General features: G+C 53.3%; 24 protein-coding genes. 10 read left to right on the top strand and 14 right to left on the bottom strand.

Annotated features, from left to right (window positions below; all coding sequences use genetic code 11):
* Positions 1–18 precede the first annotated feature (18 nt).
* From VGJ94_06485 to rimI, 10 genes are all read right to left on the bottom strand, one after another.
* Complete coding sequence (locus VGJ94_06485; protein ID HEY3276250.1) at positions 19–213, bottom strand: hypothetical protein; 195 nt, start codon at positions 211–213, stop codon at positions 19–21.
* A gap of 16 nt (positions 214–229) precedes the next feature.
* On the bottom strand, positions 230–493 hold the full coding sequence (locus VGJ94_06480; protein HEY3276249.1) for a hypothetical protein: 264 nt from the start codon (positions 491–493) through the stop codon (positions 230–232).
* A gap of 134 nt (positions 494–627) precedes the next feature.
* Positions 628–1,692 carry a hypothetical protein gene (locus tag VGJ94_06475; protein HEY3276248.1) on the bottom strand — a complete coding sequence of 355 codons (1,065 nt, stop codon included), beginning with the start codon at positions 1,690–1,692 and terminating at the stop codon, positions 628–630.
* Between the two features lie 3 nt (positions 1,693–1,695).
* Positions 1,696–3,138, bottom strand: coding sequence for an MBOAT family O-acyltransferase (locus VGJ94_06470; protein ID HEY3276247.1), 1,443 nt, complete (start codon positions 3,136–3,138; stop codon positions 1,696–1,698).
* Between the two features lie 244 nt (positions 3,139–3,382).
* A complete protein-coding gene (locus tag VGJ94_06465; protein HEY3276246.1) occupies positions 3,383–4,996 on the bottom strand; it encodes a methyl-accepting chemotaxis protein in 1,614 nt (537 codons plus the stop codon).
* 182 nt (positions 4,997–5,178) lie between these two features.
* Entirely contained in the window at positions 5,179–5,820 is a 642-nt protein-coding gene (locus VGJ94_06460) for a lactate utilization protein (protein ID HEY3276245.1), read from the bottom strand.
* A gap of 77 nt (positions 5,821–5,897) precedes the next feature.
* A complete protein-coding gene (gene recJ / locus VGJ94_06455; GenBank protein ID HEY3276244.1) occupies positions 5,898–7,580 on the bottom strand; it encodes a single-stranded-DNA-specific exonuclease RecJ in 1,683 nt (560 codons plus the stop codon).
* The gene (locus VGJ94_06450) at positions 7,558–8,478 is read right to left on the bottom strand and encodes a dihydroorotate dehydrogenase (GenBank protein ID HEY3276243.1); all 921 of its coding nucleotides are present in this window, start codon (positions 8,476–8,478) and stop codon (positions 7,558–7,560) included. Before VGJ94_06450 ends, recJ begins: the two co-directional genes overlap by 23 nt.
* The gene (locus VGJ94_06445; protein HEY3276242.1) at positions 8,460–9,215 is read right to left on the bottom strand and encodes a dihydroorotate dehydrogenase electron transfer subunit; all 756 of its coding nucleotides are present in this window, start codon (positions 9,213–9,215) and stop codon (positions 8,460–8,462) included. Before VGJ94_06445 ends, VGJ94_06450 begins: the two co-directional genes overlap by 19 nt.
* Before the next feature lie 3 nt (positions 9,216–9,218).
* The gene (rimI, locus tag VGJ94_06440; GenBank protein ID HEY3276241.1) at positions 9,219–10,250 is read right to left on the bottom strand and encodes a ribosomal protein S18-alanine N-acetyltransferase; all 1,032 of its coding nucleotides are present in this window, start codon (positions 10,248–10,250) and stop codon (positions 9,219–9,221) included.
* Between the two features lie 102 nt (positions 10,251–10,352).
* On the opposite strand from rimI, the gene VGJ94_06435 reads away from it, so the two are divergent.
* A complete protein-coding gene (locus VGJ94_06435) occupies positions 10,353–11,249 on the top strand; it encodes a pseudouridine synthase (GenBank protein ID HEY3276240.1) in 897 nt (298 codons plus the stop codon).
* A gap of 59 nt (positions 11,250–11,308) precedes the next feature.
* On the opposite strand, the gene VGJ94_06430 is transcribed toward VGJ94_06435, so the two are convergent.
* On the bottom strand, positions 11,309–11,950 hold the full coding sequence (locus VGJ94_06430) for a flavodoxin family protein (GenBank protein HEY3276239.1): 642 nt from the start codon (positions 11,948–11,950) through the stop codon (positions 11,309–11,311).
* Positions 11,951–12,229: 279 nt separating this feature from the next.
* On the opposite strand from VGJ94_06430, the gene VGJ94_06425 reads away from it, so the two are divergent.
* The 4 genes from VGJ94_06425 to xseA all read left to right on the top strand — a co-directional run bounded on the left by VGJ94_06425 (position 12,230) and on the right by xseA (position 16,616).
* Positions 12,230–12,664, top strand: a complete 435-nt coding sequence (locus tag VGJ94_06425) for a pyridoxamine 5'-phosphate oxidase family protein (protein HEY3276238.1) — start codon at positions 12,230–12,232, stop codon at positions 12,662–12,664.
* Between the two features lie 136 nt (positions 12,665–12,800).
* The gene (locus VGJ94_06420; GenBank protein ID HEY3276237.1) at positions 12,801–14,129 is read left to right on the top strand and encodes a PfkB family carbohydrate kinase; all 1,329 of its coding nucleotides are present in this window, start codon (positions 12,801–12,803) and stop codon (positions 14,127–14,129) included.
* The gene (thiC, locus tag VGJ94_06415; protein HEY3276236.1) at positions 14,126–15,409 is read left to right on the top strand and encodes a phosphomethylpyrimidine synthase ThiC; all 1,284 of its coding nucleotides are present in this window, start codon (positions 14,126–14,128) and stop codon (positions 15,407–15,409) included. Before VGJ94_06420 ends, thiC begins: the two co-directional genes overlap by 4 nt.
* Positions 15,410–15,413: 4 nt before the next feature.
* Positions 15,414–16,616, top strand: a complete 1,203-nt coding sequence (gene xseA, locus VGJ94_06410) for an exodeoxyribonuclease VII large subunit (GenBank protein ID HEY3276235.1) — start codon at positions 15,414–15,416, stop codon at positions 16,614–16,616.
* A gap of 42 nt (positions 16,617–16,658) precedes the next feature.
* Here xseA and VGJ94_06405 read toward each other — a convergent pair whose 3' ends face one another.
* The 3 genes from VGJ94_06405 to VGJ94_06395 form a co-directional block, all read right to left on the bottom strand.
* Positions 16,659–17,000, bottom strand: coding sequence for a DUF4404 family protein (locus VGJ94_06405; protein ID HEY3276234.1), 342 nt, complete (start codon positions 16,998–17,000; stop codon positions 16,659–16,661).
* A gap of 144 nt (positions 17,001–17,144) precedes the next feature.
* Positions 17,145–18,113: a DUF6268 family outer membrane beta-barrel protein gene (locus tag VGJ94_06400; GenBank protein ID HEY3276233.1), complete on the bottom strand. Its 969-nt coding sequence runs from the start codon at positions 18,111–18,113 to the stop codon at positions 17,145–17,147.
* A gap of 99 nt (positions 18,114–18,212) precedes the next feature.
* On the bottom strand, positions 18,213–18,614 hold the full coding sequence (locus VGJ94_06395; GenBank protein ID HEY3276232.1) for a hypothetical protein: 402 nt from the start codon (positions 18,612–18,614) through the stop codon (positions 18,213–18,215).
* 277 nt (positions 18,615–18,891) lie between these two features.
* Here VGJ94_06395 and VGJ94_06390 point away from each other — a divergent pair, with 277 nt between their 5' ends.
* The 5 genes from VGJ94_06390 to VGJ94_06370 all read left to right on the top strand — a co-directional run bounded on the left by VGJ94_06390 (position 18,892) and on the right by VGJ94_06370 (position 25,917).
* Complete coding sequence (locus VGJ94_06390; GenBank protein HEY3276231.1) at positions 18,892–22,386, top strand: alpha-amylase family glycosyl hydrolase; 3,495 nt, start codon at positions 18,892–18,894, stop codon at positions 22,384–22,386.
* Positions 22,386–22,739 (top strand): cupin domain-containing protein, encoded by a 354-nt coding sequence (locus tag VGJ94_06385; protein HEY3276230.1) that lies wholly within the window; start codon positions 22,386–22,388, stop codon positions 22,737–22,739. The genes VGJ94_06390 and VGJ94_06385 overlap by 1 nt, the downstream gene beginning before the upstream one ends.
* 103 nt (positions 22,740–22,842) lie before the next feature.
* On the top strand, positions 22,843–23,766 hold the full coding sequence (locus tag VGJ94_06380) for a cation diffusion facilitator family transporter (GenBank protein ID HEY3276229.1): 924 nt from the start codon (positions 22,843–22,845) through the stop codon (positions 23,764–23,766).
* Between the two features lie 187 nt (positions 23,767–23,953).
* Positions 23,954–24,511: a nitroreductase family protein gene (locus tag VGJ94_06375; GenBank protein HEY3276228.1), complete on the top strand. Its 558-nt coding sequence runs from the start codon at positions 23,954–23,956 to the stop codon at positions 24,509–24,511.
* A 47-nt stretch (positions 24,512–24,558) separates the two neighbouring features.
* Complete coding sequence (locus tag VGJ94_06370; protein HEY3276227.1) at positions 24,559–25,917, top strand: HDOD domain-containing protein; 1,359 nt, start codon at positions 24,559–24,561, stop codon at positions 25,915–25,917.
* Positions 25,918–25,962 lie beyond the last annotated feature (45 nt).

Below are 25,962 nucleotides of genomic sequence, written 5' to 3'. Positions count from 1 at the left end.
CCCAAAAGAAGTCCGCTGTCAGTTGATGACCTGACGGACGAACGCCTTATTGAGGGTTTCGCCCCTCGCGGGTATGGAGTTTACGAACACCTCCATGGCAACAGCGGCCGTGGAATGCACGTCCGGCTCCATCTTTTTATGAACGTCTGCGATGGCTTTCACGAGGGCGGTGCAGGCATAGGTGGCCTGGACGTCAATCACCGTAGGCCCCAAGGTTTCGAAGAACCCCTCATACCGCGTTCTCTCTCGCTTCAAGACCCGCGACAAGTCCGGTATCATCCCTGTTCGCTTCTTTCACTGTCGTCTCCTCTTTCTGTTCTCTCAGGGCACGGGTCTTCCAGCCGCACCTGTCTCTCCATGCCGAGATCGTATTCCTGTGTATGACAAGCCCCTCTGCCGCGAGGCGCCGCGCCGCTTTCCTGGCGTTATGCCCGCATTCCTTCCATGCAAGATATGCCTTTTCAGTAGTATCTTCATCATACCGTACCCGCATGGGAGTGCTCCCCCTGTCCCCTTTGCGGGGAACCCTGGCGCCGGGTACTGTTCGAAGGGATACCGACCCGTGCGTCTGTGAAGACTAACAAAAGGGCCTTCCCAAATCCTTCAAAGCAGTTGAAAAAAACTCTCTCAGACGCACGCCCCACCCCGGACGTGCTCCTGCCGGACTAAAAGAGTACTTCTGCCGAAAACCTGCGCGCTGGCCGCAGTTACGGCTATTGAAATACAAAGGATGTTACACACTCGTATGATACAAAGAACTTCAAAAGTGAAAAAGTAAAGGGCGTCCCTCACGCCCTCCTTGAAAACTTTGACGCCCTCCTGGTTTAAATGATTCTCGTCATAGAAATTTAAAATATCGTTCATGTTCACGAGATAATTAAAATTGTAGTATTCCGCCTTTTTGGAAAAATAGGCATCGATGTTTTTATTATTTTTGTATTTCTTAAATGCAATGCGTGTTACCGGAGACTGCACCAGAATTAACTCTATTTGTTTCTCTTTGATTAATTTCAAGATATTTTCAAATGCCTTGATTTGATATGGTTTAGGAGTCCAATCGATCATTTCAGCTTTTGCTGCCGCGGCGTTGTTGTATACAAGTTTTTGCTCCACGAATCCACCTGGTACATACCGGTCGTCACCTTTGAGAACTCCTTCTTCGAAGCCTTTGTCTTTATCGAATAGCTGCCTGTAATATCCATACAAGAGCGTATTATATGTCTTGACATTGTTTAATTCTATTGCCATTCTGAATGTTTTGAAATCAATTTTATCGTTCGCAATCAAGTCTACGGACGATTCAACGCCATCACTGGAAAATGTCGAGGGGAAAACTTCATAGATAATTAGCTTGGGATTGAGTGTGTCGAGGTATCGTTCTAATAAAATGTTGGTTTGTATGGGGGTTTGTCCGCTGGACCCAAGGTTAAACGATCTATAGCCACTGTTTTTGAAAATACGTGTATCAAAGCCTCTGTATGCGTGAGATGAACCTAAAAAAAGGATGTCGACATCTTTTGTTTTCTTTAATTCATTGATTCTTGAATACATGTGTCCGTAGGATCCTATGCGGTAGTTCAGGTTCTGATTGAAGGAAGGGGGCATATAATTACCCCAGATTATGATTAACGACCAGTAAACCAGGATCACAAAAATGACAAAGAGAGATATATTGGTTATGAATTTTTTCATATCTCAGAATTGAAAATAAATAAAAGGCGTTTCTGTGGTTTGCATATACATTCCGATTAAGAAGATTATAAAAGCATAACAGCTCCACCTGACCGGTTTCGGCCATGTGTACCCTATTTTTGCTGTAGCGAACAGCTCTTCCCTTTGAAACCATTCCAGCAAGATCATAATTAACAACAGGGGCAAAATATGTGCGGCGCCTGAGCCTTTAGGGGCAGATAGCAAGGATTTTGAAAAAATATGTCCAATATATGAAAATGCCTGACCGATACTATCTGCTCTAAAAAATATCCATGCGAAAACAGCGAGCGCAAAGGTCGTGCCCATCTGGAACAGCTCTTTTATGTTTGGCAATATTCTGCCGTGGGCTACCGTGTCTGTATTCTTTCTATTTTTCCCCAATAGGAGCAAAGGCAGAAAATAAAGAGCGTTGATTAGTCCCCACATGATAAAAGTCCAGTTCGCCCCGTGCCAGAAACCACATATCAAAAAAATAATGAAGGTGTTCCTGACAACGTGAAATTTGGTCCCCCTGTTTCCGCCCAAAGGAATGTATAAATAGTCCCTGAACCAGGTAGTAAGCGATATGTGCCATCGTCGCCAGAATTCGGCAATGTCACGCGAAAAATAAGGTACATTAAAGTTTTGCATCGAAGTAAAACCAAACAAACGGGATGTCCCTATGGCAATATCTGAATAACCTGAAAAGTCGGCATATATCTGGAATGCAAAGTAAATCGCACCTAATACCAGAGTGCCGGCGGGCAATGTTTCGTGGTTCGCAAAAATTTCATTTACGTATATCGCACATTTATCGGCGATCATAATTTTCTTGAGAAATCCCCACAGAATTTGGCGCATGCCCTCGACAGCGTTATGGTATTCAAATGTTCTTTTTACATAGAATTGAGGCAGAAGAGTGGTAGCACGGTCAATGGGTCCCGCCAAAAGTTGCGGAAAAAACCCTACGAAGGAGAAAAATGCGATCATGTCTTTTGTCGCTTCCAATTTCCCCTTATACACGTCAATTGTATAGCCTAAGGCTTTTAAGGTATAAAAACTGATGCCTACAGGCAGAACGATGTTGAGTGTTCTCGCCTGCAAATGGATGCCGATTGAAGCAAATGCACTTATAAAATTGTCGACGAAAAAATTGAAATATTTAAAAACACCCAGCAACCCTATGCTGAAAACACAAGACAGTGAGAGTACCAGCTTTCTACTCTTTATATTTTTATCAGAGGCTAACTTTAATCCTGCGAGATAGTTTATTCCCGAACAAAATATAACCAGGAACAGACATCTCCAGTCCCACCACCCATAAAACAGATAGCTGATGGCAAGAATGAAATAGTTCTGTAGTTTCAGATTCTTCTGAAAGACAAACCAATAGAGCAAAAAAACGATTGGTAAGAATATTAGAAATTCAGTGGAGGTGAATAACATTTATCTAAAGTATAAGTAATGCGGGAAAAGTAAATTATCAATACTATGAAAAACTCATCTCAGGATATTTTAAAGATTTACAAGAACGGGTATTGAAGTGTCTGTCACACACTGCCGATTGCTTTCGCGATAGGGTTAATTGCGTATAAGGAGCGATTACCGAATGATGGGGTGTTCGAAAAGAGAAACCCGGTCCCTTCTTTCGGGGACCGGGCATATGAATAGGCTGCAGCCCTGTTTTTCTTTATATCCTGAACCCGCGAACGGATTCTTCCAGGGAGATTGAGAGGGTGGACAGCTCGAGAGCGGCCTGGGTGACCTGTTCGGCGGTGCCGGACGAGTCCTTGGTTACGTTTGCCACCTGTTCTATGTCTCTCGCGATCTCTTCGGTGGTGGAATTCATCTCTTCTATGGCGGTTGCAATCTGCTGGACCATGGATTGAAGGTTGGCGGAGCTGCCCACGATCTCGTTTAAGGCTTTTCCCGCTTCATTGCTGAGCTCGACACCTGTCTTCACCTTGTCCGACGCCTCGCCCATCGACGCCACCGCCCGGTCTACACCCGACTTAATGGCATTGATCATGCTCCCTATCTCCTGGGTGGACTTGCTGGTCCTCTCGGCGAGCTTCTTGACCTCGTCGGCCACCACGGCGAACCCCCTGCCTGCCTCTCCTGCCCGGGCTGCCTCTATGGCGGCATTGAGGGCAAGGAGGTTGGTCTGGTCGGCGATGTCATTAATCACCAGGACTATCTCTCCTATCTTTTCGGACTGGCCGCCCAGCTCTTTTACCAGATCGGATGATTTATTCACCGTCTTCGCAATCTCTTTCACTTCCTCTACCGATTTATTCACGATCGAATTGCCGTTTTGGGCGGTGCCGACTGTTTCCTTTGCCGAATCCGATATGCTGCCGGCGTTCTTCGCGATATCAAGGGACGTCTGGGACATCTCCTCGGAGGCGGTCGACACCTGGATCGTCCGCTCCACCTGGGCTGATGCGCCCCGTGCGAGCTCTTCGGCGCTGGCGCTCAACTGGTTGCTCGCGGAAGCCACGCTCGCCGCGGATGACTTCACGCCTGTGATGAGGGTCTTCCATTTCTCTACCATGACCTTGAATGCCTGCATCTCGTCACCGAATTCATCCTTTCTGTCAAGGATGATCTCGACGGAAAGATTGCCCTCGGCCAGGGTCTTTGCCACTTCTATATTCTTATGGATGGGAGTGGTAATGCTTTTGGTGATGATCATGCTCGTGGCAACGCAGAGTATTACGGCCACGATGCCGAAGAGGATGAGAATGAACTTTACCTTGCCATTTTCTTTGACAATCTCGCCATATTTTTCTTTGATGGTTTTTTCCTGATAACCGATGATCTCCTTCACGGTCTCGATATTCAACAGGGTGACGGGAACAACCGCACTTTTGTAATGATCCGCGGCCTCTTCGAAATTGCCCGCCTCGAAGGCCTTCAGCAGCTTGCCGCTCGCTTCCTTGCCCCGTACCGTCTGTTCTTTCAGCTTACTGATAAGATCTTTGCCCACCTGATCGGTTTCGATCTTTTCGAGCTTCTCGAGACCTGCCACATAGGCTTTTCTCCTCTCGGCGTTTGCGTCGAGGAGAGATTTATCCTTGCTGTTGACAGCAAGGCCGGTGTTGCCCTGGATGGCCTGTATATTCATAAGGATCGCATTCGCTGCGGATGCCTTTTCAAAATTGACGTTCACGATCTGATTTGCCTTGCTGCCCACGTCGTTCATCGCCATAAGACTGATGATGCATGAGACAAGAATGATGAATGTGAATACTGCGAAAGCCCCCATAAGCCTCTTGCCTATCCGTATGTTCTGCAGGTTCATGCACGTTCTCCTCTTGAAGCCGATTTAGCGGACCGTGACCCCCGAGCATAGCTAAGACCTTACGCAGTTGAACCACTCCGCCTGTATCTATTTTCGGCGTTGCGTATTTTTTCTTAAAGGGGTAAATCGAGACCGGCCGGGATCGAGGAATTACGGTGCGCCGCCGCCGGATCAGGGGCTACTTACAATCCCAGGTGCTCTCCCACGAGGATGACGGTCACCGCCGTCCTGGAAGGCTTCTTCGCAAGGACTGTAAAGATATTGCATATCCTCTGGGGAGAGGAGCAGTCGCCGCACATGCCGGTCTCCGCGCAGGGTGTTTTTAATCCCAGTCTTTTGGCGTTCATGGGGGCTACCCATTCCCGGACCCGCTTTCTCGCTCCATCCAAATTTCGGGTTATTTTATTGAATCCGCACACGAGGATCACCTGCTTCGGCCCGAACGCCATGGCGCCGGTCCGGTTGCCGGTGGCGTCGATATTGAAAAGCTCCCCCTCCTCCGTCACCGCGTTGCTGCTGCTCAAGAAGACGTCGGCAAGCAATATCTTCCGGCGGGTCTGAATGAATTCCTCCATGGACATCTTCTGGGGAGAAGGATTGAGGAGAGTAAAAGAATGTTTTTCCGCCTCCTCGAAGAAGCCGATCTCAGTAAGGGTCATCGATCCGCCCACGCCGACCTTTGAGTTTTCAGGGATCAATCCGATCACCTCGCGGAGGGCTTCCTTTTTCCCCGGCACAATACGGACATCGAAATTGTTCTTTCTGAGCGCCGCCGCGGTCCTCGCCACCTGCAAATCTCCATACCACGCATGAAGCTCCGTCATGGTTATATCCTCCTTATGGGTTACGAGCAGACGCCCGCGGAGCCCGAATCCCTTTCCGCATTTAACGCATCACACTCTTATACCGCATCACACGCCTCTATCTCCGGAAGGACAAACTCTTTTATGGTGAGGTGCACGAACCGTTCGCCCATATCTTCCCTTACCATTGGGGAAGCCACGATGTGTATCCCGGTTGCTTCGGGTACGGGCTCTTTTCCATAGAAGGAGCCCCGCCACGTCCTGTTCGTCCCGTCTATTATCTTCGCAAAACCTTTCACCACTCTCACTTTGGAAGGAGCAAAAAGTAAGTTGGGTCTCGGATTACCCATGCCGTAGGGAGAGGCCCGCTCGATGAACTCGAGGAGCTCCCCTGTCAGCTCCTCGAAAGACGCATGGGTATCGACCCTCGTCTTCTTCTCCCTCTCGATGAAGGCGTCTCCCACCGATTCATCGAAGGCATCCCTGAAGGCAATGAGGTTTTCGCCGAGGAGCGAGATGCCGCACGCGTATTTATGGCCCCCGAACCTCTGCACCAGATGGGCAACCGATTCTATCGCCTTGTGGAGGTCCACACCGTCGCCGCCCCTGCCCGAACCCTTCCACATCCCTTCTACCTCGGTAATCACGATGCATGGCTTCTTGTAGAGCTCGGTCAGCTTTTGTGCGACTATGCCGATAACTCCGATATGCCAGCCTTCTTTAAAGAGGACGATGGAATTTCTCTCCGTGAGATCCCCCCCGTCGATGGTCTCGATGGCCTCTTTCACGATCTCAGCCTCAATTCTCTGCCTTTGCCTGTTCACATCCTGGAGCTGAGCCAGATAGGTCTTTGAAGAAAATTCGTCCTCCGCCAGGAGAAAATCGAGAGCTGTGCCGGGATGGGATACCCTGCCCGCTGCATTGATGCGGGGGATGATGATAAACCCGAGGGTATATTCATCAACGACCGCCCGGGTCACTATCCCGCTTTTGAAAAAGGTCCTGAGCCACATGCGCGGGCTTTTTCTCATCATGGCCATGCCGAACTTGACGATCACCCGGTTGTCGCCCGTGAGGGGGACCATATCGGCGATGGTGCCCAGGGTCACGAGGTCGAGCTCTTTCTTCAGGTTTATCGTGACGTGGAGCATCCCTTTTTTCGAGAGGATTCTCCTGAGGGCCAGGAGAAAAAAGAAGGTGACGCCGCATGCGGCCAGCTCCCGTGTGGGGAAAAGGGCATTCTTCATTTTCGGATTGACGATAGCCCAGGCGGAAGGCAGCTCCTCGCCCGGCTCGTGATGATCGATCACGATCACATCCATCCCGAGCTCCCCCGCCCTCTTTATCTCCTCTATATTCGTGGAGCCGCAGTCGAGACAGACGAGGAGCGTTGCGCCGTCTTCCTTTATCTTTTCCACTGCTTTGAGGTTGAGGCCGTATCCTTCTTTTCTCTCGGGGAGATAGACGGCGGGATTCATGCCCAGGCGGGTGAGAAAATTGACCATGAGGGCAACGGAGGTCACCCCGTCTGCGTCGTAGTCGCCGTAGAGGCAGACCTTCTCATGGGTGCGCACGGCCTCCATCATTCTGGCCACTGCCTTTTCCATATCGGGCAGGAGAAAGGGGTCGGAAAGATCTTCGATCCTCGGATAGAGAAAGGTTTCCACCCTCCCCGGGTCGGTGAAGCCCCGTGAAAAGAGGATTCGTGCGCAGAGATGGCTTATATCGAGTTTGGAGCGGAGCAGCTCGACGATGTCGTTATCGGCTGCCGGAGTCTTCACGATGGGTGCACCCGATTATCGGGTCAAGGTTGGCACATTTCTGACGTGTGAGGTACTCTCCGATACCTTCGACAATTTTCGGTATTGCATAAGGGTCTACAAAAGTGGCGGTCCCCACCTGCACCGCCTTCGCGCCGGCCATGAGAAAGGCGAGGGCATCCGTACTGTCCATGATCCCCCCGGCGCCTATGACAGGGACGGGTACTGCCTTCGATATTTCGAAGACCGCCCTGAGAGCGATCGGTCTCATCACCGGTCCGGAGAGGCCTCCACGAAGGGGCATCCTCATTTGGCTTACGTCCACGACTGCCGCGGGCATGGTGTTAAGGAGGGTAAAACCGTCCGCGCCCCCTTCATGGGCGGCCGATGCGATCTCTCCGATATTTTTCACTTCAGGGGTAAGTTTCGCGATGACCGGTATGGACGTCGCCTCCTTGACCCTCTTCACGATGGCGTAGACCATTTCGGGGTCTTTGCCGAAGCTGATGCCGCCCTTCTTCACGTTCGGGCACGAGAGGTTCATCTCGAGGGCCACAATCAGCTCGTGGGGCTTTATCCGCTCGGCGCATCGTATGTATTCATCGTCGCTGAACCCGAAAAAATTTACGATGATCGGAATTCTGCGGCTCCTGAAGAACGGGAAATAGTGGCCGAAGAACCGCTCGACCCCCACGTTCTGAAGCCCGATGCTGTTGATCATCCCGTATTGCTGGTCCCATATCCTGGGAAGGGGGTTGCCGTGGTGGGGCTCTAAAGAGAGCCCCTTGGTCACGTAGGCGCCCATGGTCTCGACCGGCCATAAGGGCTCGATCTCCTTCCCGTAGCCCAGGGTCCCCGAGGCGTTCATCACCGGGTTCTTCAGGGTTTTGCCGAAAAGCTCTATAGACGTATTTGCCATAGGTCGAATACAGGTCCTTCCTTACAGACCCTTTTGAAAGGCTCTGTTTCGTCGATTGTTTCTCTTACGCATCCGAAGCAGAGGCCGAGACCGCACGCCATCCGCTCTTCCACCAGGACCTGACAGGGTATCCGCTCCTCCATGATCCGCTTCTTGAGACCTGTCAGCATCGCTTCCGGCCCGCAGGCAAAGATTTCGCTGTTTCCCTTGAGCGACTTGAGCTGACTATCCAGAAGATCGACCACGGTGCCTTCCAACCCATAGGAGCCGTCCATGGTGGATACCATGGGCTTTAAAGGGGCCAGGTCTTCGATGATGGGCAGCTCTTCTTTTGTCCCGCATCCGAAAAGGATGAGGGCCTTCTGCCCCAGGGTTTCGATGAGGCTGTGGACCCCGGCGATGCCTATGCCTCCGGCGACCACAATATAATGGTCTCGCGGGCCGATATGAAAGCCTTTCCCAAGGGGGCCGAGGACTGCGACAGGCTCATTTTCCTTCGCCCGGGCGAGCCTCTCCGTGCCTTTTCCCACCACCCTGTACATGAGGGTGAGCTTCTCTTTCTCGTAACGGTATATTCCGAAAGGCCTCCTCAGGAATACTTCCGTCCCCGGTATGCGAAGCATGATGAATTGTCCCGGTTTCGGGCGGGTCAGGGCCCCCCGTAGTCTTATCTCCATCAGGAAATAGCCGGGCGCGACCATCCTGTTTGACTCGATCCGTCCTTCCCTATCATTCATCTCTTATCCATTTCCCGAAAGAAGGTGCATCACAAGGGCATCCTCATTGGTGTCGGTATAGTATTTTTTCCTTTTTCCCACTGCCACAAAGCCGAATTTCCGGTAAAGCCTGATGGCATCCAGATTGCCTTCCCTCACTTCCAGATAAAATTGGGTGATCCCCTGTTTCTTGAGGATGTCCACCACCCGCCCCATCAAGGCGGCGCCGTATCCTTTCTTTCTCCGGTCCGGATGGATCGCCACGTTGAGAATATGGGCTTCGTCTTCCACCGTATAAAGGCACATATAACCGACGACCCGCTCATTGACGGTAATGACGAAATTGGCGGCGATCAAGGAAAAGAGCGCCTCTTCGAAAAGCCGTCTCGTCCATGGCAGCCCGAAAGAGAGTCTCTCGATAAGGAGCACACGATCGAGGTCCGATGCCGTCATCGCCCGCACGTCGTATTCATTTTCATTCGCCAGCTCCGAGGCCCCGGCCAGCTCATTCTCGCTATTGACGTTAAGGAAGACGGACCGGCCGCGGTGGATAAACATGGGATCTTCTCCCAGCTCCTTCACGTTGAGGGACGGGAAAAGGGCGGGGATCTTGAACCGCTTCTCCCAGATGGCCGTGAGAAAGGGCCTGATGCACGACTTGCCATAAATTGCATGAAGTGCTTCCCATCCGAGGGGGACCCGGGGGATAATCACATCCTCTCCATTGACCTGCCGGACCATGTATGAGAGCGCTTCTTCACTCACATTGGGCATGTCGCAACCCAGGACGAAGACATAGGCAGTAGGCGCATAGATGAGGGCGGAGGAGATGCCCACGATAGCGCCTTTCACGGGGATCACATCGGGCAGCACGGGCGCGTCGATCCCTTCGAATCCTTCGTGACGGCTCGATATGATCATGAGAGAATCGAAGACCCGTCTCGCAGTCTCGTAGACATGGCGCACGAGGGTCCTGGACCCAAGGGCGAGTGTCGCCTTGTCCCTTCCCATCCTCCTGCTTTCGCCTCCGGCGAGTATGGCGCACGAAATTTCCATAACTACCAGTTTTTACCATCTTTTCACGAGTGAGTAAAGGACGATCTCGGAGGAGGAGACTATCCCGTCCCGGCGGGGCATGGTATAATCGGAGGAATTCACATGAAGATACCCCTTCCCATAATCGATGGTATCGGGCCGAGCCGTCTCAAGCTTTCCGGAGCCCTCCCCAGGACCGTAATGGAGTACCTGGAAAAACGGTTTCCCCACGTGGAGTCCGCGGCCTGGCAGTCCCGAATGGCCGGGGGAGAGGTGGTGGACGAAGCAGGGTCCCCGCTCCGCCCGGAGAGCCCCTGCCGGGAGGGCAGCTTTATCTTTTATTACCGCGAGCCGGCAGAGGAGATTCCCATTCCCTTCGAGGAAGGGGTCCTTTACTGCGACGATCATATCCTTGCGGCGGACAAGCCCCATTTTCTTCCCGTCATGCCTTCAGGCAGATTCCTCCGGGAGACCCTTCTCGTGCGCCTGAGAAAGCGCCTCCGCCTGGAGCATCTCGCCCCTCTCCATCGCATCGACCGGGAGACGGCCGGGGTGGTGATATTTTCCCATAATCCCGAGACCAGGGGGAGATACGCCGACCTTTTCCGCACCCATGAGGTGCGAAAGGTGTATGAGGCCTTCGCCCCGGCTTCGGGGGCAGGACCTTTCCCCATAACCCGCCGGAGCCGCATCGTGCCGGGAGAGCCTTTCTTTCGCATGAAGGAGGTCGACGGGGCCTTTAATACAGAAACGCGTATAGAGGTTATAGAGACCACGGGGGAAATGTCCCGCTACCGCCTGATGCCGGTTACGGGAAGGAAGCATCAGTTGCGGGTGCACCTCGCCGGTCTCGGCATCCCTATGATACACGATCGCCTTTATCCCGAACTCCGCGCCCGTGAGGCCTATGATTTCTCATTGCCCCTCAAGCTATTGGCCAAAGAAATATCCTTCCGGGATCCGATTACGGGGCTGAGGCGGTCTTTCGAGAGCGGAAGGGATATATTTCCAGGAGATTGAGGCCCCATTCTTATCCTCTCCGGCAAGATCCGGTCCTACACCAGGGCGTCGATTGCCTCTTATCCGGCCACACGCTTTCCCATCTCGTACGCCTTCTCACAGTCGAGGGGGAAGACTTCTTTTCGCCTTTTTGCTTTCAGGCCGGGATTGAACCGGGGAGCATATATCTTTGAATAGTCTTCGAATTGATACGTATCGTAGCTCATGAGCGATTCCGACGCACCGAAAATAGTTCTCAGGATCATTTCATTGAGGTCGATGTGGTGGTGAAAGCCGCGCTCCTTCGCCAGCTCTTCGGTGGCGCCCAGGGTGTAGATGAAACAGGTCCCGATCTTTCGCGGAAAAAGGGTTCCGGGAGGATCGGTATAGGTGCTGTAGGGAAAGAAGAGGCGCTCCATAAAGGAACGCATCTCGCCGGTTACCGTGCCGTAATAGATGGGAGAGCCGAGAACCAGGCCATCCGCCTGCCCTACCTTTTCCAGAAGCGGGGTAAGGCCGTCCCTCATGGCGCATTTGCCATAGCTCGGCCCGCCGATGGTCTTGCAGGCGAAACAGCTTATGCACCCCCTGTAACTTAGATCATAGAGATGGAAAAGCCCGGTCTCTGCCCCACGCGATGCCGCCCCGTCCAGGGCCTTCTGCACGAGGGTCGCCGTATTCCAATTCTTGCGGGGGCTCCCGTTAATACCGATAATATTCATGGTGGTTTTCCTCCTTCGCGTTCTTCCTACCAATATAGCAGTCGGAAAGGTGGAGGGCAACAGGGGTTCCTTCTCTCCTTGATGACGGGATAAAACTCACATGAAACGCTCTTTGCAATTCGTGCTTGAATTGGAAGAGCGGTTCAGGCAGAATTGACTGGCATGCAAAGGCGGACACCAGGTTACCAGAAGCCGATTTATGACGCAACGTGGCCGGGGGTGCCGAGGTTGTTCGACTAATAGAGATGCGTATTTTTTTACGACGTGGAGGAAATCGGTATGACCTTTGAAGACTGCGTCCGGCACATGGAGAAGACCCCGGTCGGCTTCCTTGCCACGGTGGAAGGCGAAAAGCCCCACGTGCGCCCCATGACCGTGTGGCGTGCGGACCAAAGGGGGATCTACTTCTACACTTCGAGAGTGAAGCCCCTCGTTTCACAGCTGTCGACAAACCCTCACGTGGAAATAGCGTTCCATGAACCGGGCGTTGCCCCTGATGTGGGCACGGTCCTTCGCATTGCCGGCCGGATGGAGGTCGTGGAAGATATGAAGATACGCCAAAGGCTCTACGAAACCTTCACCTGGCTGAAAGAGATAGGCACGGGAACCCCTGACTCACCGACAATCGCGGTCTTCAGGATATCCTCCGGATCGTTCAATTTCTGGAGGTGGGAACACAACCTTAATCCCGGGCCGTGGGTTCCCTTTCCATAGGCGTGACCTCTTCATGCGGTATCATGGCCTGCTCATATGTCCCTTTCCCGGGCCAGGATTATGCTACCCCTTGGCCCAAAAGTGTGATATATTTAGAAAATTCGGGCAACCGGCTTAATTTTTTCCGATGGGACGCATGAAAAAAATCCTCACCATAGCGGGTTATGATCCCTCTTCGGGGGCAGGGATAACCAGGGACCTCGATGTCTTCTTCTCCCTGGGGCTCCACGGGCTCTCCGCCCTCACCGCTGCAGTGATTCAGGGACCCTCAGGCGTTTCGGCCGTTTTCCCTACGCCCCCGGAGCGGTTCGCTTCCATGCTCGAAGCGGCGTGCACGGGTGTGGACATCGATGCGATCAAAATAGGCGTAGTCTGGGATGAGGCTTTAGGGAAGGAAATTACCTCCTTTGTCGCCGCCCGGCCGGGAGTCCCTGTAGTTATCGACCCCGTCTCCCTCGCGAAAAACAGCGTGCCCCTCATCACACAAGAAGGGCTTCTCTACCTCATGAACGCCCTCTTCCCCTTGGCGGGCGCAATAACGCCCAATATCGATGAAGCTTCCGCAATTACAGGTTTGAACATCACGGGCCCCGACGATATGAAAGAGGCCGCCCGCGCGATTCATGCCATGGGTCCCGGGGCGGTAGTCATAAAAGGCGGCCACCTCGAAGGCGCCCCCGTCGATCTCCTCTTTGACGGCAGGGACTATCTCTTCCACACAAAAAGGCGAATCGACAAAAATGTCCACGGTACGGGCTGCATGTTTTCGTCCGCCCTTGCCTCTTTTCTCGCCCATGGTTATCCTGTCACAGAGGCTTTTTTCGCCACCCAGGAATTTATGACTTCCATGTTGAATGAAAGCTACCGGATAGATGAGAAAGGGTACTTCTACAGCGCCTCGGCCATTCCCGCGGGGCGAAAGGCCGGCCGCCTGGAGGCACTCTCCTCCCTCAGGAAGGCAGGGACCGCCCTGGCCCGTCTCCACCTACCGGACCTCGTGCCGGAGAGCCAGCTCGATATAGGATATGCGGTCATGGGCGCGGCAGGGACCGAGGACGTTGCCTCCTTCCCCGGCAGGATAGGCAGTCTCCAGGGAGAACTATTCGTAAAAAGCGAGCCTGCCTTCGAGACGTCCTCCCCTGTGGACCGGATGATCCTTTCCTTTATGAAGTGTTATCCTTTCATGAGATCGGGAATGAATCTGAAATTCCGTGGAGAGACAGTGCAAAAGGCGGTAAAAAATGGCATGACGACGGTCTTATTGGAAATGGACGGCGTGGTGGACGGGAGCGTGGACGGAATTGGGGAAGCCTTTGATTCCCTCGTCGAGAGGGCATCACTGAATACCAAAAACCCGCCCGATATTATTTATGATAAAGGGTCTGCAGGCAAGGAGCCCATGATCAGGCTTTTTGCGAGAAACCCGGAAGAACTTATTAAAAAGATGGAGATAATAGGAAGATGAAGAACCAACTGGTCGCTGCAAGGGAAGGAAAGATTACGGAGGAGATGGAGCGCGTGGCCCGCGATGAGGGGATAGACGCGGAGGCGCTGAGGATTTCGATTGCCGAAGGAAAGGCGACCGTCCTTGCCAACAACAGGCACCGCGATTTTACCCCGAAGGGAGTGGGCAAGGGGTTGAGCGTAAAGGTCAATGCCAATATGGGCACTTCCTCCGAAATGGTCGACATCGATGAAGAACTTGAAAAATTGCGCATGGCGGTCAAAGCGGGGGCCGACGCGGTCATGGACCTCTCGACCGGGGGCGATCTCGATGAGATACGGAAAATACTGATCGCCCACGCGGGTATCCCGCTGGGTACGGTGCCTATCTATCAGGCAGCCGTGGAAGCGGTAAAGAAGAGGAAGGCAATCGTCAATATGACGGCGGACGACCTTTTCGACGTAATCGAAAAACATGGGGTAGACGGGGTCGATTTCGTCACCGTCCACTGCGGCGTGACCCAGAGCTCTCTCGAAAGATTGCGAAAACAGGGGCGGGTCACCGACATCGTGAGCCGGGGAGGCGCATTTCTCGCGGAATGGATGATCGTGAACAAAAAGGAAAACCCCCTCTACGAGCAGTACGACAGGCTCATCGCCATTGCCAAGAAATATGATATGACCCTGAGCCTCGGAGACGGCTTGAGGCCGGGCTGCATCGCAGATGCGACGGACAGGGCCCAGGTGGAAGAGCTCATCATCCTCGGCGAATTGGCGGCTGAGGCGATCAGGAACGACGTGCAGGTCATGGTTGAAGGCCCGGGACACGTACCCCTCAATCTCGTGGAGACGAATATGGTCCTTCAGAAGGCCCTGTGCAACGGTGCGCCTTTTTATGTACTCGGACCGATCGTCACAGATATCGCTCCCGGCTACGACCACATCACGTCCGCAATCGGCGGAGCGCTGGCAGGCTATTACGGGGCGGATTTTCTTTGCTACGTGACGCCTTCGGAACACTTGGGTCTTCCCGCACCGAAAGATGTATGGGACGGGGTTATGGTGTGCAAGATCGCGGCCCATGCCGCGGACATTGCGAGGGGTAATCCGAAAGCCCTTGCACGGGACCGGACCATGTCCACCTTCCGCAAAGCACTGGACTGGGAGGGGCAGACATCCTGCGCCATCGATCCGGACAAAATCCGGGACTTCAGGAAAGAGCGCAATCTGGAAAATAACGTGTGCAGCATGTGCGGAGAATTCTGCTCCATGAAAATAATAAAGGACTATTTCAAGAAATAGCACTATGATGCCCCGCGAGGCCGAATGGCCGGTCTATATCTATACCGTCTCCGAGCTCTCTTCACGGATCAGGCAGACGATAAACAGCCAATTCCGCGACCTCCTCGTGGAGGGAGAGATCTCGAATTTCAAGCTCTACCCTTCGGGCCACCTCTATTTCACCCTTAAAGACGACCAGGCCACCATAAAGGCGGTGGTCTTCAACTTCCGCTCCAAATATTCGGCCGAGACCATGAAGGAAGGCACGGCCATCATCTGCAGAGGCAGGGTTGACGTGTACGAAAAAAGGGGCGAGTACCGTCTCCTGGTCGATGTGATCGAGGTAAAAGGCGTCGGCCTTCTGCAGCTCAAGTTCCAGATGCTCAAGGAAAAGCTCTTTCAGGAAGGCCTTTTCGCGCCTGAGATAAAAAAGCCCCTTCCCTTCCTGCCCCAAAAGATCGGTATCGTCACCTCCCCTGCGGGCGCGGTGGTGAGGGACATGCTGAAGGTGATCTTCGGAAAATTCGAAAATATGTGCGTTCTCATATATCCCGTGAAGGTGCAGGGAGACGAGGCGTGTTACGAGATCGCCGAGGGCATAGAATGTCTCAACGCCATGGAAGAAGTGGACGTCATCATCGTGGGCCGGGGAGGAGGCTCCATCGAAGACCTTGCCCCCTTCAATGAGGAGATGGTGGCGAGGGCCATCCACAAATCAGTGATACCCATAGTCTCCGCAGTGGGTCATGAGATCGATTTCACCATCGCCGATTTCGCCGCGGACGTAAGGGCACCTACACCCACCGCCGCGGCAGATCTCGTGGTAAAAGATAAAAGGGAGCTCCAGGCGTTCCTTTCCGAAACCGAGGAGCGGCTGCAGAGGGGGATGAAAAACCTTCTTGAACGCTCGAAACTCCTCCTTTATCAGGGCATGATGCATCTGAGGGAACAGAAGGATTTCATGGTTGATTCACGGATGTACCTGGACGAGATCACGAGCAACCTCATCCACGGATTCGATTCATATTTCAGGGAAACGAAGAGCCGGGTCGATTCCCTCGCCCAGCGCCTCGAAGACCTCAATCCCCATAATATATTGAAGCGCGGCTATAGTATTACGGCACGGGAGGAGACGGGGGAAGTGGTGACCGATCCCGCTCAGGTGGGCCCGGGCGAGAGGCTTCTCGTCACCCTCCATAAAGGCGAGTTGAGTGTAGAAGTACTTTAGAATTCCGCCCGCTCCTGATATTTTCGAAGCAAAACTCTTGCCTCAGATACCCATATTCGCGAGCATCACGGAAATACGGTTCACGAGCTCCACGAGATTGGGATGGGAGCTTTCGATTCCCTCTACGGAAGATGCGAGCCCTTTGACCGAGAGTTGAAGAAGTTCCGGGTTCTGGTCCTGCCGTGTCGCCTCATGAGCTGAAACTTTGGCAAAACCGGCGATGCTCTCCGCATGGTCGGCATGGGTCTTTGAGAGCTCGGCTACCTCTGTTTTAAGCTGGGCGAGAAGCTCGACAAGCTCCGCCGCGTTCTTATCCTGAGCTCCTTTTGGCTGCCCTGATTTTTTTATTCTGGTTTCGATCTTTTTGATGGTTTCTTCGATCATGCTCCCCTTCCCGTTCTTATCCCCCTAAGGGAGATGGATGCCCGTTAATCCGGGATTTCTTATATTCTTTTATTATTATCGGGACTCAAGAGAAAAAGATCAACCCCTCTCCCATACCTTTTTCCCGCCTCGCGCCCCGCCTCCTTAAAATGCGGCGGAAAGGGTGATCCCCATAAGGGGCGCGGTCGAATAGCTCGTGCTGTCGATCCTGTTCCCCGCCCGGTCTTCCACTCTTATTTTACCGGCAAAAGCCGCTCCGCCATATGCGTGGAGCCTGATATCCTTGCCGAACCTCCTTGAAAGGCTGAGATAGACGGGCGCAGAAGTGGTCTGGCCGATGCCGCTCGGCACGGGCCCATTTGCGTCGAGCCGAAAACGATATGAGCGATACCCCCCGCCGAGAGCCACTTCCCAATTACTGTCAAGGGAGTATCCCAGCTCGATTCCGGCAGGTCCGGCGGGCCCCAGCCTGAAGGGGTTTACCAGATGAAGGCGGTCAGTAATATTCCAGTTCACGATAAGGCTGCGGAAAAAGGCGGTCTCCTCCAGTCGGTAAAATGCCCCCGCGCCGAACCCTATGGTAAAGTCCTTGCTGGAGGAGTAACTGGCGCCGAGCGCCCCTCCGTAGAGAAGTGACTTACCCGCGTCAGCCCCGGTTTCCCCGGCAAATTGTCCCATGGGAGCGAAAAAAAGGTTCCACCGAGGATTCACGCTATAGACGAACCGGCCCGTGATTCCCGCCCGATGTATCTTGTTCCACGGGTCGGCCACGGCAAAAGAGGTAAGCCGCGTGAAATTGTAGTCGTCAAATTCATAGCTTAAGCCAAGGCCCAGATGGAGTCTTTCCCGCAGGGGGATCCGCACATTGGCAGCCACGGAATATCTCGATACGGTGATGTCGCCGCCCCCGCTCACATGGGTTTTCGGCTGAAAAACGGGGGCCACGTCCATCGAAACGGTCGTGCCGCTTATGCTGACCGGACTCCCCAGTAACTCGGCAGACAGATCAACAGGGACGATGACTGCGGCGGTGAGGAAACAGAAGAAGAGACCGGGAATAAGGCGGAGCAGGGTAAAGCCATTGGGGAGAGGGTGGGAATGTCCGATTTTCATTAGTTGCCCCTGGCGAGAATTATAGTTTCTATGATCGATCTATTCTAGCATAGGGAAAAGCGATTTTCCATGTTCGATGACGCAAAAAGCTGAGAAATGTTAACGCGGAGGTGGTCCGGGCGGTCTGTTATGAGTCAGCCACTCCTTTGCCGCCTCAATCTCTTCAAAGGTCTGCACGTAATGGTACCCGTTGTTTCTGCAGATGGTTTCAAAAAAGCGAAAATCATCATAATATTTACGGTCGGGCGGTGTCACCACGGCGACCATGGTCGCGCGGGGAATACCCATGGATGCATAATATTCAGGCAGATCGTAGATCTCGTGAGTCTCCATGGCCGGCTCGGCTTCCCGGGCGTCCGCAAGGAATCGGAATACCCTGTGCTCCAGGGCCAGCTTGTATCCCTGCTCGTGTGCCGCGGTAATTTCCTTGAAATTGATCTTGCCGCGGCATGTTGCCAATATCAGTCCATCGGCGGGCACAAAAACGATTCTTATGGCCATCCCGGTGTTCTCCGCAAGGCCCTTCCGCCATATTTGAAGGATATGCCCAAAACTGCCGGCCTTGCCTCAAGGATCGTTACACGGCCCTCACAATTCAAAAACTCCATTGCCTTTTTCCCGGGAGCTAAGCCATCGCCCTGCTTGGTCCCGACATATTTTCACCGCTTTCATCCTGTTATGCAACAAAAAAAGGGCATTTGGCTGATTTGGCGCGATCCGTCGGGTTGACTCTCCCCTACCCCTGTGTTAGCATGGATTTATGGAAAAGAGGACGGTTATGGAATTTCATATTTCACGTAAAGCGCGGGAGCGCTATCAGTTCGATGAATCCATATTTTCCTTTAGCGGCAACGTAATTTTCGCGGATTTCCGAGCTGCCCGGGTATTCGCCCAGAAAATGAATCGCCACAGAGACCTCAAGAAAACACCGGAAAAAGCGGTGAAGCCGGGACATATCACGGCAATGGGCCTCATCGACGAGACGATGCATTATATCGTCGCGAGGTACAGGCGCGAGGTAAATAAGAATGTCATGGCCGAAGTCCTGGAAGCGCTTTCCTCCTCACTCGGAAAAGATGAGCTGGACAAGGCGCTGCGTGCCTTTAGTGATGAATTTCCCCCTGTCGCAGTCTACCGGGGAGAGATAAGCCTCGACGTATATATGGCGGGCGCCACGGAAGGCGTCCCCAATCGGGAGATCGCCCTGGAAGAGATGCTCCTGCTGTGGCTTGCGAATATGAATCCTGCCTTCGCCCCCTTCATGGAGCTTTTCGACGATACGACTCTGACAAAAACCACCGTCTATCCTCACATTATCTCAGGTATCAGAAAATACTTCGATTCCCAACCCGGTTTTGGGCCGGAAGGGCAACACCTGGTGGATATGCTGAGGGCGCCGGCAATTAACTCGCCCGATTCCCTTTCCGGACAACTTGAATATATTAAAAAACATTGGGGCGTCATCCTCGGTAACTTTCTCCGCCGGATCCTGAAATCACTCGATATTTTCCGGGAGGAAGAGAAACTGACCTTTTCCGGCCCCGGCCGGCCTCCGGTTATCAATTACAGGGCCAGGGCGGCGGCAATCGAGCACGAATCCGAAGAGTTCAGTCCCGACAAGGACTGGATGCCGCGCCTCGTGCTCATGGCAAAAAATATCTACGTATGGCTCGATCAGCTCTCCAGGCAGTATGGCAGGTCCATCTCGAAACTCGATGAAATTCCCGATGCGGAGCTGGACTCATTGCAGTATCGCGGGTTTTCCGGCCTGTGGCTCATAGGCGTCTGGGAAAGGAGCCCCTCCTCTTCAAAAATCAAACAACTTTGCGGAAACCCCGAGGCGGTCCCTTCCGCCTATTCACTCTACGATTATACGATCGCCACCGACCTGGGAGGAGAAGAGGGTTACGGTAACCTGCGTGACCGGGCATGGCTCCGTAATATCCGCCTGGCGAGCGACATGGTCCCGAATCATGTGGGCATCTATTCGAAATGGACGGTGGAGCACCCGGACTGGTTCGTATCCCTCGATTACAGCCCTTTTCCCTGGTATACTTTTCAGGGCCCGGACCTTTCCCAGGACGACTCGGTAGGCATTTTCGTGGAGGACCATTACTACAACCGCAGCGATGCAGCCGTTGTCTTCAAACGGGTGGACCGGCGTACCGGCGCCGAATCATATGTATACCACGGCAATGACGGGACAAGCATGCCCTGGAACGATACCGCCCAACTGAATTATCTGAATCCTGCGGTCCGGGAGGCAATGATCCGCACCATAATTCATGTGGCGAAAAAATTCCCCGTCATCCGCTTCGACGCCGCCATGACGCTCACAAAGCGCCACTACCAGCGGCTCTGGTTTCCGGAACCCGGCTCGGGCGGCGCGATCCCCACAAGGGCTGAATTCGGACTTACAAAGGAAGAATTCAATGATGCCATGCCCAAAGAATTTTGGAGAGAGGTCGTCGACCGAGTGGCAGCGGAGGCGCCCGATACCCTCCTCCTCGCCGAGGCATTCTGGCTTCTCGAAGGCTATTTCGTTCGTACTCTCGGCATGCACCGCGTCTACAACAGCGCCTTTATGAACATGATACGGGATGAGGAGAATGCGTCGTACCGGCAGGTAATAAAAAACACTCTCGAATTCGACCCGGAGGTCTTGCGCCGCTTCGTGAATTTCATGAATAACCCCGATGAGCGGACCGCGGTGGACCAATTCGGCAAGGAGGGCAAATATTTCGGCGCCTGTCTTCTCATGATCACCATGCCGGGATTACCTATGTTCGGCCACGGGCAGGTCGAAGGATTCGAGGAAAAGTACGGGATGGAATACCGACGCGCCTATTGGGATGAAACGCCGGACCGGGGTCTCGTGGAAAGGCATGAGAGGGAAATTTTTCCTCTTCTCCACCTGAGGCACCTCTTTGCAGGGGTGGAGCATTTCCTCCTCTATGATTTCTTCACTCTCGACGGCGGAGTCAATGAAGATGTATTCGCCTATTCGAACCGATATGGGAACGACCGTTCTCTTGTAGTGTATCACAATAAATATGCCGATACCTCGGGTTGGATCAGGACCTCCGTGGCCTACTCCGTAAAATCAGGCCAGGGCGAAAACCGCACTCTCGTGCAGAAGACTGTGGGGGAAGGCCTTTCTTTGAGCCACGATGACCGGGCCTTCACGATTTTCAGAGACCATATGTCCAATCTCTTCTTTCTGAGGTCGAACCGCGAGATTCACGAGAAAGGTCTTTACACCGAGCTCGGGGCCTACGGCACTCATGTGTTCCTCGATTTTCGGGAGATGAGGGATAACGAATGGGACCATTATGCCCGGCTCGCCTCTCATCTCGCGGGGAGAGGGGTTCTCGACCCGGATTATGCCCTCCGGGAGATGCTCCTTCAGCCCCTACTCAACTGCTTCAAAGAGCTCGTCAATGCGGACCTCTTCCAAAAGCTATGGAATGCCTCGTCCCGGACCCGGCCTCCTTCCGGCGATGGGATCGGAGTACTCCTCGATGATACTCTGGGTAAAGCGGCCAGGCTCCTCCGGGAGGTGAAGGCATATCGCGGCGCCCCTGGCGATGAAACCGAGGAGACGAGAGCAACGGGAAGGGCCCTTGAGACATTGGTCCGGTCCCCTTTACGCTCGCGAAAACAGAAGGTGAAATCGGATAGTACGGCCTCCGAAGAAAAGGCTTACCCTTCGTTTCTCAACGGCCGTGACAACCCCCGGCCGTTTTATACGCTCCTTGCATGGATTTTTGCGCGACTCCTCAGCGACGAAGATATTCCCCCTGATCTTAGCCCCGACAATCGACCGAATCTGATCGATTTGAGCTTTTTTACCCCTGTCATGACCGGGGTATTCCAGGACCTCGGCATGGAGTATGAGACGGCCGAGCGGACCTCCCGTGTAATCGCACTCCTCCTCGTCCATGACGATCTCCTGGCCCCCTCCGCAGGGACATCTCTCGACGACAGGCTCGCTGCCCTTTTCGAAGACCCCGAGGCTCGATTATTTCTCGGAGTCAATGAATACGAAGGGGTGTTCTGGTATAGCAGGGAAGGCTTACGGGAATTTCTATCCGCTTCCCTCAAGGTGGAGGTTTTCCGGGAGCTTACTGCCGACGGGAAAGAAGCCGGAAGAGGAAAGGCCGGGCTCGAGGCCTGCGAACGGCTGGTCGAGAGGCTGATCAGGATATCCGAGCGGTCGGGCTACAGAGTGGAGACTCTTCTCGGTATGGTGAGGGACGGAGGAGAGGTCTGATGGCAAGGGCCGCAGCACAACAGCGTGAAGGGGAGGGAAATATCTATGCCTCCATCCCTCATTCCATGAAAGAGGAGCTCCTCGAAATACTTCTGGAAACGAAGGGGTTCAGACTCGAGAGGATCGTCTCCGATGGGCATGCTACGCCGGCAGACACATGGTACGATCAGAATACCGCCGAATGGGTCGTCCTCCTTAAAGGCAAAGCCGGTCTTCTCTTTGAAGGGGAGCCCGAGGCAAGAGAGATGAATCCGGGAGATTACATCCTTATCCCTGCCCATAAGAAACATCGGGTCGAGTGGACGGATCCGTTGACCCGGGCGGTATGGCTCGCGTTCCACTATACTCCTTAGGTAAAATATTATATAGTTGTACGTTACAGACTTGAGGTTTTGCCCGGGCCTGAAGAAGCGAACAGCTTCTCCCGTCCCAAGGAAGAAGTCTTTTAGAGGATCTATGGCCACCAAGGAACAGGCATCACTTTTCGCAATACTCTCCGCTCTCGTTCTGGCCTTGTGCAAATTCGGTACGGGGCTCATCTCCGGTTCCATGACCGTCATATCCTCCGGCCTTGACAGCCTCCTTGACGCGCTCATGTCCCTCATGAACCTCATCACCATCCGGAAGGCTTCAAAACCCGCGGACCGGGAGCATCAATACGGCCACGGCAGGCTCGAAGACCTGGCCGCCGTGATCCAATCCTCGGTGATCATCGCCACGGGCGGGGCAATTCTCTACAAGGCAGTAGACAAACTCCTCCACAAAGGCACAATCTCATATTCGGGTGTCGATCTCGGAGTAATGGTCCTCTCCCTCCTCTTCAGTATCGCCGTATCCCGGGTACTGAAAAAGGTGGGCACCAGGACCGGCTCCCAGACTTTGATGGCCGATGCGCTTCATTATACGAGTGACCTCTATTCGAACACTGCCGCAATAGGGGCCATCATCGTGACTTATTTTACCGGCATCACCTCCTTCGATTTCCTCTTTTCCGTAATAATCGGTCTTATCATAATTGTTTCCGCAATAAAGATACTCCGAAGAGGCATTGCCGGCCTCATTGACACCAGGATCCCCCAGAAGGTGGAGATGAAGATCAGGTTTATCATTGAAAAGACTCCCTATCCCTGTGCCGGTTACCATAAATTGAGAAGCCGTCTCGCCGGGAGTACCAAGTACATTGATTTCCACCTCCTCATCTGCAGAGATGCGGGTATAGAGACGGCCCACGAGCTGGCAAGTAATGTGGAGCGAGAGATAGTGGATGCGATCAAGCCGATTGACGTGGTGATACATATAGAGCCATGCGTCATCGAATGCGATCTCACTGAAATGACATGCAGGATCAGGCAGCATCAGGGTGCCGTGGCTGCGCCTTGAAGGGCCGGGAGCAGGCAGGAGCGCGCCCTTTCCTATCGTTTGTTTTATAATGGGTACATTCTTTTCTTTTTTCTTCTTTTATAATGAATCGTTACAAAATTATATTTTAATAGAAAATAACAGGTCATCGTTGACAGTCCTTCGTGATCACGATATGATTTCAGAATCATAATAAGGAGGCGCAAATATGGAGCTATTGAAAGCAATACACGAGAGAAGAAGCGTGAGGAAGTATAAGGCGGATCCTGTTCCCGACGAGATTATCAGGGAAATCCTCGAAGCGGCCAGGCAGGCGCCTTCCTGGGCGAATACCCAGGTTTCGCGGTATATTGTGGTAAAGGAGCAGACCGTCAAAAATGCGCTCCAGGATACGCTGACGCCCAATAATCCCTCGCGGGCCGCGATCGTGGATGCCCCATGTGTGATATGCGTCATTGCAAAAACCGGCATGGCCGGATATTATAAAGGACAACCCTCGACCAACAAGGGAGACTGGTTCATGTTCGATGCGGGCATCGCCATGGAGCACATCGTCCTTGCCGCCTGGAGCTTCGGCTTGGGAACGGTGCACGTGGGGAATTTCGATGCCGCGAAAGCCGAGGAAGCACTGAAAATACCGGAGGGGTTCAGCATTGTGGAAATGACGCCCCTCGGATATTTTGACGAAATACCAAAAGCCGTACCGAGAAGGGCCCTTAAAGAAAGCGCATTTCTCAATGCCTATGGTACACCCTACGGGGAATAGATAAAGGAGCACGAAGACCTTCGCACCCCAACGGGTAAGGCAGGTCCATGAAGACAATGGCAGGCCCTCAAATAAAAGATCCTACGTCCTTCGACCGGCTTCTCTTTGCGGGCCTTTCTGATAAGGAGATTATCTCCCTCTACAATGCAGGCGCCCTGCGGACACTCGAGCCCCTCGAATATCTCGTTCGGGAAGGTGAAGTGGATCCGTCCACCTACCTTATCACTGGAGGCTCTTTAAAACTCCTGCGCAAGGCTCCGGGAGGAGGGGGCGACGTCACTATAGCAATCCTTCATAAAGGCGCCTGGCTTGGAAATGGCCCGGATGCCGAAGGGGCAGGCAATCCTTTCTCCATTCTTTCGCCGGAACACACCACCATCCTTTCCCTTGAACAATCATCGTTCCAGATGCTGGGCACCCGTTTAAAGTCCTTCCTCCGCGGCGCATTGGCGGCCTCCGCTGCCCGTATGCAGGCTCATCTGTCCGATGAATGGGCCGCGTGGGTCCGGAAGTCCGATGCCCTCACCTCTTTCTTCACCCATCTGCAGGAGGAGGCAGAGGAGGATTATCCCAAGATAGAGATAATTCAGGACCTTCTCCGTGGATTTCCGCGCCTCCCTCTTTTTGTGGACAAGCTCACCTCCATGCTCCTGAGCGATACGGTATCGACCGCCGAAGTAGTGGAATATGCGAAGACGGACCCTTCGATCGTGAGCACGACCCTCAGGAGGATCAACTCTCCTTACTATAACCTACGGGAAAAGATCACGGAATTCCATCGGGCGATCATGCTTCTCGGCTTCAACCAGATCTACCAGATCGCCCTCGAGGAATGTGTGTTCGAGCTTTTCCCGAAAAGTTTCAAGACAAAAGAGTTCCATCTCCACAGCATTCTCATCTCCCTCATCGGGTTCGAGCTCGCAACATTGGTGGAGATGCAGAAGCCGACGGCGGTGAGCACGGTCGGCCTCATTCATGATATCGGGCAGGTACTCGTCCAACTACTCAAGAACAAGAACCACGACATAATCCATCTTGTCGGGAGACTCGACGGATCACACATTGCAGCCATGCTCTTTGAAAAATGGGCCTTCCCTCCCTCGATCTGCGGCACCATCAGGTATCAATCCTACGCACGTTTCGCCCCTCCCATGAAGATCCCCGAAACCTTCAGGCAAAATGTGGCCATCCTTCATATCGCCCACCTCGTGGGCGAACACGTCCAACGCGAGCCGCTCACCGGATTCTCGACCATTTTTGTGGACGAATACATGGATTTTCTGGGCCTCAAGGGCCTCTCACTCAAGGAGCTGGCGGAAAAGAGCATCACCCCGGCCCTCGTAAAAAGAATCAACCTCCTCCCGGAAGACATCCGCCACCTCCTCACCGCCAATCTGGAAATGTGAGCATCTAATATCTAATATCTAATATCTAATATCTAATATCTAATA

This window comes from Syntrophorhabdaceae bacterium (assembly GCA_036504895.1).
GTDB lineage: Bacteria > Desulfobacterota > Syntrophorhabdia > Syntrophorhabdales > Syntrophorhabdaceae > PNOM01.
Note: the sequence above shows the minus strand (reverse complement) of the source record. Positions and strands in the feature narration are given on the sequence as shown.

What these genes read in the sequence shown, in the direction of transcription:
- VGJ94_06480 (HEY3276249.1), bottom strand. Translation starts at nt 493, where the DNA reads ATGCGGGTACGGTATGATGAAGATACTACTGAAAAGGCATATCTTGCA.
- VGJ94_06475 (HEY3276248.1), bottom strand. Translation starts at nt 1,692, where the DNA reads ATGAAAAAATTCATAACCAATATATCTCTCTTTGTCATTTTTGTGATC.
- VGJ94_06470 (HEY3276247.1), bottom strand. Translation starts at nt 3,138, where the DNA reads ATGTTATTCACCTCCACTGAATTTCTAATATTCTTACCAATCGTTTTT.
- VGJ94_06465 (HEY3276246.1), bottom strand. Translation starts at nt 4,996, where the DNA reads ATGAACCTGCAGAACATACGGATAGGCAAGAGGCTTATGGGGGCTTTC.
- VGJ94_06460 (HEY3276245.1), bottom strand. Translation starts at nt 5,820, where the DNA reads ATGACGGAGCTTCATGCGTGGTATGGAGATTTGCAGGTGGCGAGGACC.
- VGJ94_06450 (HEY3276243.1), bottom strand. Translation starts at nt 8,478, where the DNA reads ATGGCAAATACGTCTATAGAGCTTTTCGGCAAAACCCTGAAGAACCCG.
- VGJ94_06445 (HEY3276242.1), bottom strand. Translation starts at nt 9,215, where the DNA reads ATGAATGATAGGGAAGGACGGATCGAGTCAAACAGGATGGTCGCGCCC.
- rimI (HEY3276241.1), bottom strand. Translation starts at nt 10,250, where the DNA reads ATGGAAATTTCGTGCGCCATACTCGCCGGAGGCGAAAGCAGGAGGATG.
- VGJ94_06435 (HEY3276240.1), top strand. Translation starts at nt 10,353, where the DNA reads ATGAAGATACCCCTTCCCATAATCGATGGTATCGGGCCGAGCCGTCTC.
- VGJ94_06430 (HEY3276239.1), bottom strand. Translation starts at nt 11,950, where the DNA reads ATGAATATTATCGGTATTAACGGGAGCCCCCGCAAGAATTGGAATACG.
- VGJ94_06425 (HEY3276238.1), top strand. Translation starts at nt 12,230, where the DNA reads ATGACCTTTGAAGACTGCGTCCGGCACATGGAGAAGACCCCGGTCGGC.
- VGJ94_06420 (HEY3276237.1), top strand. Translation starts at nt 12,801, where the DNA reads ATGAAAAAAATCCTCACCATAGCGGGTTATGATCCCTCTTCGGGGGCA.
- thiC (HEY3276236.1), top strand. Translation starts at nt 14,126, where the DNA reads ATGAAGAACCAACTGGTCGCTGCAAGGGAAGGAAAGATTACGGAGGAG.
- xseA (HEY3276235.1), top strand. Translation starts at nt 15,414, where the DNA reads ATGATGCCCCGCGAGGCCGAATGGCCGGTCTATATCTATACCGTCTCC.
- VGJ94_06405 (HEY3276234.1), bottom strand. Translation starts at nt 17,000, where the DNA reads ATGATCGAAGAAACCATCAAAAAGATCGAAACCAGAATAAAAAAATCA.
- VGJ94_06400 (HEY3276233.1), bottom strand. Translation starts at nt 18,113, where the DNA reads ATGAAAATCGGACATTCCCACCCTCTCCCCAATGGCTTTACCCTGCTC.
- VGJ94_06395 (HEY3276232.1), bottom strand. Translation starts at nt 18,614, where the DNA reads ATGGCCATAAGAATCGTTTTTGTGCCCGCCGATGGACTGATATTGGCA.
- VGJ94_06390 (HEY3276231.1), top strand. Translation starts at nt 18,892, where the DNA reads ATGGAATTTCATATTTCACGTAAAGCGCGGGAGCGCTATCAGTTCGAT.
- VGJ94_06385 (HEY3276230.1), top strand. Translation starts at nt 22,386, where the DNA reads ATGGCAAGGGCCGCAGCACAACAGCGTGAAGGGGAGGGAAATATCTAT.
- VGJ94_06380 (HEY3276229.1), top strand. Translation starts at nt 22,843, where the DNA reads ATGGCCACCAAGGAACAGGCATCACTTTTCGCAATACTCTCCGCTCTC.
- VGJ94_06375 (HEY3276228.1), top strand. Translation starts at nt 23,954, where the DNA reads ATGGAGCTATTGAAAGCAATACACGAGAGAAGAAGCGTGAGGAAGTAT.
- VGJ94_06370 (HEY3276227.1), top strand. Translation starts at nt 24,559, where the DNA reads ATGAAGACAATGGCAGGCCCTCAAATAAAAGATCCTACGTCCTTCGAC.